This is a genomic window from Baaleninema sp., assembly GCF_049974805.1.
Lineage (GTDB): Bacteria > Cyanobacteriota > Cyanobacteriia > Cyanobacteriales > Geitlerinemataceae > Baaleninema.
Window position 1 is genome coordinate 40,424 of sequence record NZ_JBNGCO010000018.1, and the last position, 12,561, is coordinate 52,984.

General features: G+C 55.4%; 8 protein-coding genes. 4 read left to right on the forward strand and 4 right to left on the reverse strand.

Annotated features, from left to right (window positions below; translation table 11 throughout):
• The first annotated feature begins 319 nt into the window (after positions 1-319).
• Complete coding sequence (locus ACP5D4_RS05720; RefSeq protein ID WP_428010668.1) at positions 320-2,413, forward strand: DNA polymerase III subunit gamma/tau; 2,094 nt, start codon at positions 320-322, stop codon at positions 2,411-2,413.
• Between the two features lie 121 nt (positions 2,414-2,534).
• Here the strand turns inward: ACP5D4_RS05720 and ACP5D4_RS05725 are convergent, their stop codons facing one another.
• Positions 2,535-3,971: a glycosyltransferase gene (locus ACP5D4_RS05725; RefSeq protein ID WP_428010669.1), complete on the reverse strand. Its 1,437-nt coding sequence runs from the start codon at positions 3,969-3,971 to the stop codon at positions 2,535-2,537.
• A gap of 355 nt (positions 3,972-4,326) precedes the next feature.
• Between ACP5D4_RS05725 and ebsA the strand changes: the two genes are divergently transcribed.
• Both ebsA and ACP5D4_RS05735 read left to right on the forward strand, forming a co-directional pair.
• Positions 4,327-4,707: a type IV pilus biogenesis protein EbsA gene (gene ebsA, locus ACP5D4_RS05730; protein WP_428010670.1), complete on the forward strand. Its 381-nt coding sequence runs from the start codon at positions 4,327-4,329 to the stop codon at positions 4,705-4,707.
• A 212-nt stretch (positions 4,708-4,919) separates the two neighbouring features.
• Positions 4,920-5,993 carry a phosphotransacetylase family protein gene (locus tag ACP5D4_RS05735; protein WP_428010671.1) on the forward strand — a complete coding sequence of 358 codons (1,074 nt, stop codon included), beginning with the start codon at positions 4,920-4,922 and terminating at the stop codon, positions 5,991-5,993.
• Positions 5,994-6,556: 563 nt separating this feature from the next.
• On the opposite strand, the gene ACP5D4_RS05740 is transcribed toward ACP5D4_RS05735, so the two are convergent.
• The 3 genes from ACP5D4_RS05740 to ACP5D4_RS05750 all read right to left on the reverse strand — a co-directional run bounded on the left by ACP5D4_RS05740 (position 6,557) and on the right by ACP5D4_RS05750 (position 11,024).
• Positions 6,557-8,392, reverse strand: a complete 1,836-nt coding sequence (locus ACP5D4_RS05740; RefSeq protein ID WP_428010672.1) for a ShlB/FhaC/HecB family hemolysin secretion/activation protein — start codon at positions 8,390-8,392, stop codon at positions 6,557-6,559.
• Between the two features lie 228 nt (positions 8,393-8,620).
• Positions 8,621-10,165, reverse strand: a complete 1,545-nt coding sequence (locus ACP5D4_RS05745) for a bifunctional pantoate--beta-alanine ligase/(d)CMP kinase (RefSeq protein ID WP_428010673.1) — start codon at positions 10,163-10,165, stop codon at positions 8,621-8,623.
• A gap of 136 nt (positions 10,166-10,301) precedes the next feature.
• Positions 10,302-11,024, reverse strand: coding sequence for a septal ring lytic transglycosylase RlpA family protein (locus tag ACP5D4_RS05750; RefSeq protein ID WP_428010674.1), 723 nt, complete (start codon positions 11,022-11,024; stop codon positions 10,302-10,304).
• 461 nt (positions 11,025-11,485) lie between these two features.
• Between ACP5D4_RS05750 and purM the strand changes: the two genes are divergently transcribed.
• The gene (gene purM / locus ACP5D4_RS05755) at positions 11,486-12,526 is read left to right on the forward strand and encodes a phosphoribosylformylglycinamidine cyclo-ligase (protein WP_428010675.1); all 1,041 of its coding nucleotides are present in this window, start codon (positions 11,486-11,488) and stop codon (positions 12,524-12,526) included.
• Positions 12,527-12,561: the final 35 nt, after the last annotated feature.

The following is a 12,561-nucleotide window of genomic DNA, read 5'->3' on the forward strand; positions in this document are numbered from 1 at the left end:
GACTTCAAGCTGAGTATTGCTTCAAAATGCTGCCCCAATGCTGCATTTTGGCCGTTGTTTTACTAGGTTTTGTAATCGTACAATATTCTTATACATCCAGTCGAGCCTTTGTCAAAATCATCGCAAAAGACAAAAAAACATAACAAACCTCCAAAAATAAAGCCTATAAACTCTTAATTTCCGAGTCAAAAAACCTTCAAAAACTGATAGTTTTTTACCTCAAATAAACAAATTAAATTTTTCGCAAATTCCGTATTTATGGTTTGAAATCTTCTTCTAAAAAACCTCTGCGACGCCCTTGCCAAACCCACAGCCCGAGATGACGACTTACGAACCCCTCCATCACAAATACCGTCCGGCTACCTTCGGCGATTTAGTCGGTCAAGAAGCGATCGCCAGTACCCTAACCAACGCCCTCGAAAAACAGCGGATCGCGCCAGCGTACCTGTTTGCCGGACCTCGCGGCACCGGAAAAACCTCCAGTGCGCGAATCATGGCGAAATCCCTGAACTGTCTGGCGGTCGATCGACCCACCGCCACCCCTTGCGGCACCTGCGAAACCTGCCGTTCGATCGCCAACGGATCGGCATTAGACGTCATCGAAATCGACGCCGCCAGCAACACCGGCGTCGATAACATTCGGGAACTCATCGAACGAGCGCAATTCGCCCCCGTGCAATGTCGGTATAAAGTCTACGTCATCGACGAATGCCACATGCTGAGTACGGCGGCGTTCAACTCCCTCTTAAAAACCTTAGAAGAACCGCCCGAACAGGTAATTTTCATCCTGGCCACCACCGATCCCCAGCGAGTTTTACCGACGATTATTTCCCGGTGTCAGCGATTCGACTATCGGCGAATTCCCCTCGACGCGATGGTGTCTCACTTGAAAATCATTGCCGAAAAAGAGGCGATCGACATTGCCGACGACGCCGTAACGCTGGTGGCACAAATTTCTCAAGGGGGATTGCGGGACGCCGAAAGTTTGCTCGACCAACTGAGTTTGTTACCCGAACGCATCACCGTCGATCGCGTGTGGGATTTAGTGGGAGCCGTTCCCGAAAAAGACCTGTTTTACCTCCTCGAAGCCATCGCCGAAGACAATCCCCACGCCGTCCTCGAACGCTGTCGAAACCTGCTCGATCGCGGACGGGAACCCCCCATCGTCGTACAGAACCTCGCCGGATTTTACCGAGACTTACTCATTGCCAAAACTGCCCCCAACCGCAGCGATTTAGTGGCAGTGACGCCGCCGACGTGGGCGAAACTCTGCGAATTTGCCCAACAGTGGGACGAATCGATAATTTTGGGCGGTTCCCAACATCTTCGCCAATGCGAAATCCAAGTCAAAAACACCACTCAACCGCGATTGTGGTTGGAAGTGAGCCTGTTGGGATTGTTGCCCTCGGCGTTGAGCCGTCCGGCTGTCGCTGCGGTAGCTGCGCCGCAAGTCTCGGCGAGGATGCCGGGAAGAGCGATCGAGCCGCAACCGTTTCCCCAAGCCGTACCCCAAGCTGCACCCCAAGCTGTGGCGTCAGCCAGCACACCGCCCCAAACTCCATCGGTCCATCAAACCCCGTCCAACCCTCCGGCGACTGTGGCCACACCGCCATCAGTACCGCCATCGCCCCCAGCGGCGAACCCAGTGGAGACGCCACGGGAAGCCCCCGTGTCAGGAGAATCGGCGAGGGTTTCTCAACCCGCCGCACCTCCTTCAGACGCCGCCGCTGCAACCGCTGCCAGCGAAGCCGAACCTCCCGCCAGCGAACCCGTTTCCTACAACCTGCCTCAGATTTGGCAACAAGTCCTCGAAAACATCAAAATGCGGGCGACTCAAGAACTGCTGCGCCAACAGGGGCAATTGCTGGGGTTTGATGGCAGCATCGCCCACATCGGCGTCAGTCCGGGGTTGATCAAACTCGCGACTCAGAAAGTTCCCGATATCGAAGATGCCTTTCAGCGGGCGTATCAACGCACTGTACGGGTTCACATCGAGGCCAATCGGAGTAACGGCTCCGTGCAACCGTCTCGTTCCGTACATCCTACGTCACCGCCTCCTCAGCAGCGCCAACAGCCAGTTGCCACACCGCCCCCGCAGCCACTTCCCACCCACAATGCTGCTCCTGCAACGCCTACGGCGGTGGCGACGCCTCCCCCGGAATCGGTTCCGGCGAGTCCTGAGACGCCCCCCTGGGAAGCGGAAGCCCCGGCGCCGCCGTCTTCTCCTCCGGTTCCCGAGAATTCAGGTCAACCGAATGGAGCGATCGCCAATTCAGCGATCGCCAATCCCTCTGTAGCCAGCGATTCTCGCAGGTGGGAAGAAGACGAATTAGGCAACGTGACGAATCAATTCGCGCAATTTTTCAACGGGGATGTGGTTTCGGTTGACGACGATTTAGAGTTGGAGTTTTAGCCGAAAAGCCAACCCCCCAGAATCTCCAAGATTCCGGGGGGGCTTTTCGGGAAGACAGTATCTCATCATCCCCTCATCTCATCATCCCCTCATCTCATCATCCCCTCATCTCATCACCACCTCATCTCATCACCACCTCATCGCCGCTGCGATGCCCTTGATGGAGGGTTTTGACCCATTTGAGGCGTTTGGGGCGCACGGCGAGGCGAGCGGTGGTACTGGCCATGACAACGAGCCAGTGCATCATGTAGAGGGTTCCGCGTAAGCTTTGTAATAGGGAAATCCAGAGGGGTTGGCGTTTTCCTTGTAGGCGATCGCAGCGACGCAATCCCAGGAACATCCACACCATCGATAAAGCGACGGTTAAAGTGGTCAGGGGGCTGAAAATGGGTAAGCGGCTACGCACGACAGCCATCACCAAATCGGGGAGGGCGGCGGTGGGTAGGATATATTGCATCAACAGGAAGACGAACAAATCGAACCGTTTGGCGAAACTCAGCCGCGACCCCAGTAACAACCGCCAATAGTCCAGATAGCGTTGATAGCCGCCTTCGGCCCATCGCGAGCGTTGGTGCCAGAGGGCGATCGATCGCGTGACGGCTTCTTCCGATACCGTCGGAAGGGTGACGCATTCAATATCCCAGCTATCGAGATGGAGGCGCAGCGTTAAATCTAAATCGTCGGTAATTGTTTCTTCGTTGAAATTGCCACAGCGTTCGAGGGCGCTGCGGCGAATCAGTTGACCGTTCCCGCGCAGTTCTCCGATACCGTTGAGGGCGACCCGTTTTTCTTGAACGTAAGCGTCGAGAATCATTTCCGCCGCTTGACCCCGCGTCCAGAAGTTCTCGTTGGCGTTGTCGATGGCTTTGCGAACCTGCACCGCCCCGACGCTATCGCGATCGAACAGGGGCAACACGCGCCAGAGGAAATCCGAACTGACTTTCGCGTCCGCATCGAAAACGGCGACGATATCTCCTTTGGCGAATTTCAGGGCGTTGTTGAGGGCGCCGGATTTGCCGCCTCGGGCGGTGCTGTCTCGGTGGAGAACCCGCAGGCGATCGTACTGTTGGGCTAAGCGATCGAGTAGTTCTGGCGTCCCGTCGCTGCTGTTATCGTCGATCGCCCAAACCTCGTATCGGTCTGCCGGATAATCCAGGTCGCACAGCATTTCGACAAGGGACTCGATCACCGCTTCTTCGTCTTTCGCCGCCACCAGAAACGAAACGTAAGGCAAATCCGACTCGTCGAGATTGCGATTCCAAGACAGGGGAGAGCCAGAGGCGGCAAAAATCAGGCGCATGGCGTGTAATCCCAACAATCCCGTCAGTCCTACCACGACCCACAGTCCCCAGGAAACTGAGTGTAAAACGATCGTGCCGCCCCACACTAACGTCAAGACGACCGCTGCTTTACGCCGTCTTCCCGCGTAACCGCGATAGGACGGGGGAGCCTCGTCTGACTCCTCTTCCAATTCCGCACTGTCGCGGTCGAACAGTATAGTTTGAAGCGGTTCCCCCGCTCGAGACGAATTTCGATCGAACCAAAAATTTGCAGGCATAGTTTAGGGTTGCGTTCGCTGCACTCACCAACTCGAACAGCGGTCAACATCAAGCGCCAAAGGCTCAAAGAACCGATTAAAGTATAAGTTGGTTGTTCATATTATGGTAAGTTCTCAGTCCCCATTTCGTGCGAAATACGCTTCGACGATACATCTACAACGGAGGGTGCATCTCCAAGAAAGCCAAACGATCCACTGAGCGAAACCCGGTATCTGGAAAATCCTCCGTTTTGGGTATTCCGTCTCTCAGAGATACCGGGTGTCTGACGATTGGCATTGTTGAGATGCCCCCAAAACAGATATTGAGTCGTTAACTCTCTGTAGTCCATCCCTCAATGGAGGAAATCGCCACACCATGCCGGCCTTAGAAAATTTACAACCCGCTCCCAAGTCCAAGGTCATGGTTTATCTGCCTTACTACAAGACCAACAACCAACGGAGTGCCCTGCCTCTGGCCATCGGCTTGTACGAAACGGGAAACCTGGAAGGGGAACGTCAAATCGAAGGGGGTAAAAATATCCCTTTCGTCGCGACCTGGACGGTTTCGAGCCTTCCGGCGGACCCGACCCGCTGTCGCTTGCAGTTCGATGGGAACGCCGATCTCAGTTACGAGACCACGATGGCGAACTACGAGTTCATCAATCACTTGATCGATCTGTTAATTTTCTACAAGAAAAATCGCTGCATCGACTTTTCTAAAGGGTTCTATCACCAGCTTCTCGATGTAGACGAGTAGCCTGGCCGCTTCGGGAAAATCGCTGCTGCGGGCGATCGCCCTCGCGTCGGGTCGTCGTCGCACGGTCGATCGCCAAAACCGGTCGATCGCCAAAACCGGCCGATGGAGACGGCCAACCCGCCAACATCAACCGGGGTGTTTTGGCTTTCAAAGGAGACTGTTAATCTTAAGAAAAGAATTCGAACCCATTTCGACAAAGAGGAGTGTCAAGCGTGCCAACCGCCAAGTATCTGATCGTCGGGTCTACAGAACCCTATAGCGGCAAAACCTCCACGCTGTTAGGACTTGCCCGTCAATTTCAAGAAAAAGGGTTTCAACTCGCCTGCGGACAGCCTTTAGCCTCGGGAACGACCGATCCGTGGCTGGGGAGTCCGCCGGAAGACGAAGTGCAGTTCTTGGCGCAACAGTTAAATCTCGAGGACGATCGCACGCTGTCCCCCCTGGTGCGAACGAACGAAGAAACCCTTCGCAAACGCATTCGCAGCGAAGATACCACTGACTACCGCCAGCAAATCGCCGATTTACCAAAACCCGAGGTGGATTTCGTGTTGTGGGAAGGGGTCGGAACCCTCGATGAAGGGAGCGCCTTTGGCCTGTCTTTACCTCAGTTAGCGGCGACGGTGGACGCTCAGGTGCTGTTGGTGGCGCGATACGGTTCCCCCAACGCCCTCGAACAGATTCTCGCGGCCAAGGAACGCCTCGGCGATCGCTTGCTGGGCGTCACCCTCAACGACGTTCCCAGCGACGAGTTGGACACCACTGGCGCGGAGTTGAAAGGGTTTTTAGAATCGCGAGGAATTTCTGTGTTGGGAATGGTACCTCACAGCGCCCTCTTGCGCGGCGTCAGCGTGGCGGAAGTGGTACGCCACCTCAACGCCCAAGTTCTCTGCGGTAAGGAACGGCTCGATTTGAAAATCGAAGGGATTCAAATCGGGGCGATGAGCGTCAACTCGGCGGTGAAGTATTTCCAACAGCGTCATAATACGGCCATCGTGACTGGGGGCGATCGCGCGGACATTCAACTGGCTGCCTTAGAAACGGCGACTCACTGTCTGATTTTGACCGGCCATCGCTTGACGCCGCCGGAACTGGTTCTCAGCCGCGCTGAAGAAGTGGAAATTCCGGTAATTTCGGTGGAACTCGATACCCTGACGACGGTGGAAATCCTCGATCGGATGTTCGGACGCACTCCCGTCCGCGAACCCCTCGAACTCGATTACATCTATCAAACCGCCGCCGAACACTTCGATCTCGATCGCCTTCTCGACTGTCTCGGCGTGCAATAGCGATTCGGATTCGAGACCGGATTCGAGAGGAGGCGATCGCTTTTAACTAATGAGGGGTTCACCGGAGCTATAAGTCCCGCGCTCTACCTGAAAGGTGAGCGTCGGGATACATGGACTCCCCGCGTCGATTGAGGGGGTCGATGCCCCGAAAATCGACACCCAATCTTTGGGTTCCAGTCGAGTAAAGTGCATACAGCACAAAGGTTTTAGGTTATAATACAAACGGTCTAGCCACCCGTAGATTGAGAGTAAAAGTCAGGCATTGCCGGGACCTCCAAAGTTCTAGAACGGCGCTGAACCTTGATAACCGAAGTTAGGGCGTTCCATCCAGAACACTTGGCTTTGTGGCAAAGGACTGTGGGTGGGTAAAAACTTTGCAGTACAAAGGAAGCTTCTGTAAAGCTGTACCCAGGGACTCTGGGAATTGGAAACAGCCTGTCAAGTCGGTCTGTCGGGGGAAGAATCATGGGGTTCGACCTAGATAAGTGGCGTGGGGCAGGAATACCCAAGAGCGATCTTGGGAAGCCCGCGCTCTACCCGCTAGGGTGAGCGTCGGGAGGATGTCACAATTCGTAGCCGACGCTGAAATAAAAGCCGTCGTCTTGAATGTTGTCGCCGCGATCGTCTAAATCTACCAGGGGAACGCCATAATCGACCCGGAGGACGAAACCGGGAAAGGCTTCCCAAATCGCCCCGACGCCCAAACCCACTAAAAACCGCTGGTCGGCTTGGGCGTTGGGGTTGTCGTCGTGGTTCCACACCGCCCCCATGTCTAAAAAGGGCAAGACTTGCAGTTTCGGCAGTCCCGAGGCGTCCCGCAACAGGGTAATTCGGTCTTCAACGGAGAAGCTAAAGCCGTTGTCCCCCGCCCGCACGTTTTGGCGATAACCCCGTAACGACTGACCGCCGCCGATGACGAACTGCTGGGAGGGAAGCAGGGGGTCGGGGGAGAATTGGGCGAACAGACGAGCGATAAGAAGGTGGTCGTCTCCGAGGCGTTGGATGCGTTGGAACTGTCCCAACCAACTGAAAAACTGCCCGTCGGGGTCGTCTCCGGCGTTGAGGGTCGCCCCAAACATTCGGGTACCGAAGCGCATTTGCGATCGCAACACCCAAGCCCCGTTGACGTCCCGACGCACGTAATCTTGACTGAAGCGGAGCGATCGCGTGCGACTGCGACCGTCTTCGTCGGGCCCGATACCGAAGGGTTCGGGGTTGTCGTCGAGAAAGGTTTGGCTGTCTTGCCAGGAAAACCCCAGCGACAGGGCGAATTCCTCCCGAGGCGTGCGTATCAACGGCTGTCGGAAATCCACTTCGTAAAGGGTGGACTGGCCGCGAATGTCGAATTCGTCGAAGGGGGCTTGGGTGATTTCGTTGCGGTTCGGAGACACGCGAAACTGTAGCGTCCCCTCCATCGGGTTGACGGGAACGCGATAGGCGATGTCGAAGAAGTCTAAACCGTTGGTGTAGGAGAAGTTATATTCAACGTCGATTTCGTCGCCGAACCCGGCCAAGTTGCGATGTCGGATGCCGAGAATCCCCCGTTCGCCGCCGACGCTGGGGGGCGAGTAGTTGTCGGTGGCGATGCGAAACCCGAAGGGATTGGCTTCGCTGACGCGCACCACCAGCAAGCTTTCGCCGATTTCGTCTCCCGCCCGCAAGCTGGCTTCGACGGTTTCAAAGAGGGGGTCGGCCCGCAACAGGCGCAGTTGGTCTTCGAGGGCGGCGGTGTCGAGGGGAACGTCGGCGGCCAGGTCGATACGGCTGCGAACGAAGGATTCGTGCAGTCGTTCGGTGCCTTCGATGCGGATTTCTCCGAGACGGCCTTCGATGATTTGAAGGGTGACGACGCCATCTTGGATGTCTTGGTTGGGGACGATGGCGCGAGAGGTGATGTAGTCGCGATCGAGATATTCTTGGGTGATGGCGTCGGCGACCTCTTGCAATTCCTGTAGCGTCACCGCTCGCCCTTCCACGGCGGCGGTGAAGGTCGCTAGTTCTTCGGCGGTGAAAATGCTACTTCCGACCACTTCCACCCGTTCGACGAAAAATTGAGGGGCGTCGGGGTCGGATTCGGATTGCGGTTGCGGCGGTGTCGGCTCTTCGGGAAGGGGTTCGTCCTCCGGTTCGAGGGGTTCGGCGTCCGGTTCGGGGGACCCAAAGCGTCCGCTGGGGTCGGGTTCTGGGTCGGTTTGAATCGGCGGAATCGAGGGGACGTTTTGAGCTTGCTGTTTTTGGGGTTGAAGGGGTGTGTCTGATTTTAATTGGCTCTTTTGAGGTAGGTCGGAAAGCGTTTCTGCGTCTTGACCAAGGACGCGAGCGGATAGGGATTCGGCAGTTAACAACCACGTTATCGCCAGTCCGATACTGACTCCACACCACGATCGCCAATCTTTCACTCACGCCTCCTCTGTTTTGCAGTGGTCGTTCGTTTTCTACGACGATATCACTCTATAAGGACACTCTATAAGGACTTCAAACCGGAGTGCGATCGCCCGAGATCCATTGGTCAATCTTTTTTTCGATCGATCGCAATTTTTAACAACAAGCTTCTCCCCGGCATCTTTGAGATACCGGGGATATTTTGCAATTTTCTTGACTTTTTTGGTTTCTTGTGTTAAAGAAACTCAATGGGTAGACGGGACTAGATGTAAAATCTTGTCCGTCACTTCGTCGATGCTGAGATTGTCCGTTTGGATTTCCACCGCGTCTCGGGCTTTTTTCAAAGGCGCGATCGTCCGCGTACTATCTTGGCGATCGCGTTCGGCGATGTCCCCTTCCAACTGACCCAAATTTACCTCGTATCCCTGACGTTCCAAATCCAGCTTGCGCCGTCTCGCCCGTTCTCCCACCGAGGCGGTGAGAAACACCTTCACTTCCGCATCGGGAAACACGCAGGTTCCCATGTCTCGCCCTTCGGCGACGAGTCCCCCCGTTTCTCCGTAGCGTTTTTGCTGTTGGATGAGAAACTGACGCACCACCGGAAGCGCCGACACCGCCGATACCGCCGAGGTGACTTCCGGCGATCGAATGGCGTCGGTGACTTCCTGACGGTTCACCCACACCCGACAGCGATCGCCCTCCACATCAGACTTAAGTTGTAAATCGCACCGCTGCAAAGCCTCCGCCACCGCCGCCTCGTCCTCAATGGAGACGCCGCATTCCCGCAACCACCAAGTTACGGCGCGATACATCGCCCCAGTGTCCAAGTACAACAACCCCAGTGTCCGGGCTACTTGGCGCGTGACGGTAGATTTCCCCGCCCCCGCCGGGCCGTCAATGGCAATAATGGGCGGGCGGGCGTTGAGTAATAGATTGTCAATGAGGCGAGTTTCTCCCACGCGGGCGGCGATGGCCAGCAATCCTTTGCGGCGCACGCTGGCCAGGGGAACTAAACTCTCGGGATCGACGAGTTCGAGGTATTCCAACCGCACCTCGGGAACCGTGGACAGTTCGGTTTTCACGGCCTCGAGGAGTTTGGCGCGATCGCGAAATCCTTTATCGAATAGCCTTTGCGCCTGTTGTAAACTGCGGTACAGCGTCGCGGCGGTTTCTTTTTGTTCGTGGCTGAGATACTGATTGCGAGAACTGAGGGCTAAGCCGGACGGTTCCCGCACGATGGGACATCCGACAATCTCCACGGGAATGGAGAGATCCCGCACCAATTGGCGGATAATCGCCAGTTGTTGGGCGTCCTTCTGGCCGAAATAGGCGCGATCGGGACGCACTAAGTTCAGGAGTTTCGTGACGATGGTGGCCACGCCGTCGAAATGACCGGGACGCGATCGCCCACATAATATAGATGTCATTTTAGGCGGCGGTACCACCGTCGTCCGTAACGACGTTTTCCCGTCCGAGTCCGCTGGCGCTCTTCCCGAAATCCCCAACTCCTCAGCACTCGGCGCAAACACTGCATCGACGCCCGCCTCTTGACAAAGCTGACAGTCGAAATCGAGGGTTCTCGGATATTTCTCGAAATCCTCGTGCGGTCCGAACTGAAGCGGATTGACAAAAATACTAACAATAACGCGATCGTTTTCCTGGCGGGCGCGATCGATCAAGCTCAAATGTCCCCCATGGAGGTTTCCCATCGTCGGAACCAAACCGATCGTCACCTCGCTTTGACTTTGACAATAGGCTTGCAACGCGGCCGCAGTCGTCAAGCGTTTCATAACATCTCCCTCGGTGCGACAGAACCAACTTGTTAGTTTAGCAACCGAGGGAACTTTGAGGTGATGATGGGATGGTGGGATGGTGGGATGATGGGAAATCTTCCCCTCTCCCCATCTCCCCTTCTCGACAACGAACTTACTTCCCAGCCACGTCAGTCGGTTGCACCACCTCGAGACGGACGGGGGCGACGCCGCTGGCGATTAAGCCGAGACGTTCGGCGGCACCGGCGGAGAGGTCGATGACTCGTCCGTGGGCGTAGGGGCCGCGATCGTTGACCCGCACCACGAGCGAACGACCGTTGTCGAGATTGGTCACCCGCACTTGAGTCCCGAAGGGTAACGCAGGATGGGCGGCGGTGATGTCGTTGCTGTTAAACACTTCGCCGCTGGCGGTGCGGTTTCCGTGGAATCCCGGCCCGTACCAGGAAGCCATCCCCTGTTCGCTGTACACGATGACTTCTTCGGGTTCGGGTTCGGGTTTCGGTAGCGTCGCCGGGGGAAGAACGTAGGCTTGTCGATCGCCCCAAACGTTTGTCCCCGGAACCAGAGATGATGGATCGACGATGCGATCGCGCAGCAGTAAATCCGACACCTCGGCAGTTTCCTCGTGAAATCCGAGGTTCTGTAGTCCTTCGTGAGACTCTCCCCAATTCACTAGAAGCGTCTCACCGGCACTTGGAGGAGCGGCTTGTACGCGGTCCACGAGCGATTGTGCGACTTCGTAGGTTGCCGTTGTAGCTTCTTGGCCGGTCGTATCTCCCTCGGAAGTGCTTTCGATGGCGTTCGCCATGCAAGAAAAGTTTCCCATTCCGGAAATCACGATCGCGATCGTGAAGCTTCTCCAAAGTTGATAGGTCATAGATTAAATTCTCCCAATCGAACCCCCAAATCGCGCGATTCCCCGCGTTTGGGGTGGCGAGTCGAGTCCGCCAAGCGCCCACAACACCCGGTTTTGAGTTGGTTTTTTGAGTGGGTTTGATAGATTTAACGGGCCTTTGGCTGCGGATTCACTGTTTTGGAAACAGCTAACTCCTAACTCATACTCATTCCGTGTTCAGGTAATTGTTGTAGAACTGCCACAGAATAGCACGAACTTTTTCGATCGGGGATCGGGAACGACCCCAATTTGGGGATAACTTTACCGAAACTTCACAATTCGGTTTTGGGTGAAAGCCTTATGAAATATAATTTTTAGGTATTTCTGCCCATTGTCAAATCTTTAAACAAAAAACATATAAAAAATACTAAGATATGGTATATGTAGCGAATTAAAAAAAATGCGGTAAAATAAGCAGCCTGTGTTTTATCGCCGAAGAAATCATGGATTATCGAGAAGCTGGGGTCGATATTGAAGCCGGTCGCGCCTTTGTCGATCGAATTGGCAAAGTGGTCGAACAAACCCACCGTCCCGGTGTTTTGGGGGGACTGGGGGGATTTGGCGGATGCTTCGAGATTCCGGCTGGGTATCGCCAACCCGTCCTCGTGTCGGGAACGGACGGGGTGGGAACTAAGCTGAAACTGGCGCACCAACTCGATCGCCACGATACGGTTGGTATTGATTTAGTAGCCATGTGTGCCAACGACGTACTGACGTCGGGGGCAGAACCCCTGTATTTTCTGGACTATTTGGCCACGGGAAAACTCAACGGCGAACAGTTGGCGCAAGTAGTGACGGGAATCGCCACGGGATGCCGTCAAGCCCGATGCGCCCTCTTGGGTGGGGAAACGGCAGAAATGCCGGGATTTTACCCGCCGGGAGAATACGACATCGCCGGATTTTGCGTGGGAATCGTGGAAAAAAGCCAGCTTCTCGACGGTTCCACGGTGCAGGTGGGAGATGTCGCCGTCGGACTTCCCAGTTCGGGGGTTCACAGCAACGGCTACAGCTTAGTTCGGAAAATTGTCGCCGATGGCGGATACAGTTGGGACGATCGCCCGGAAGGGTTAGGTGGCCGCAGTTTGGGCGAGGTTTTCCTCACGCCAACATATATATATGTAAAACCGGTGTTATCCCTGCGGGAAACGGAGGTGGAAATTCGCGCCATGGCGCATATTACTGGGGGCGGACTTCCGGAAAACTTGCCCCGCTGTTTGGGTGAAAACCAGTCGATCGCCATCGATCGATCGGCGTGGGAGATTCCCCCCGCCTTCCAATGGTTGGCAGAGGCCGGAAACGTCCAACTCTCAGATATGTTTGATACCTTTAATATGGGAGTAGGGTTTGTGGTTATCGTCTCCCCGGAACAGGTCGATCGAACCTTAGAAATCTTGAAAACTCAAAATACCCAACCCTTCGTCCTCGGAGAAGTCGTCTCCGGACAGGGTGAAGTTTTAGGACTCAGGTCACTGACCCCGCGCTAAAGCGACGGGGCTTGGGAGCAGCCAGGTTCCCGTAG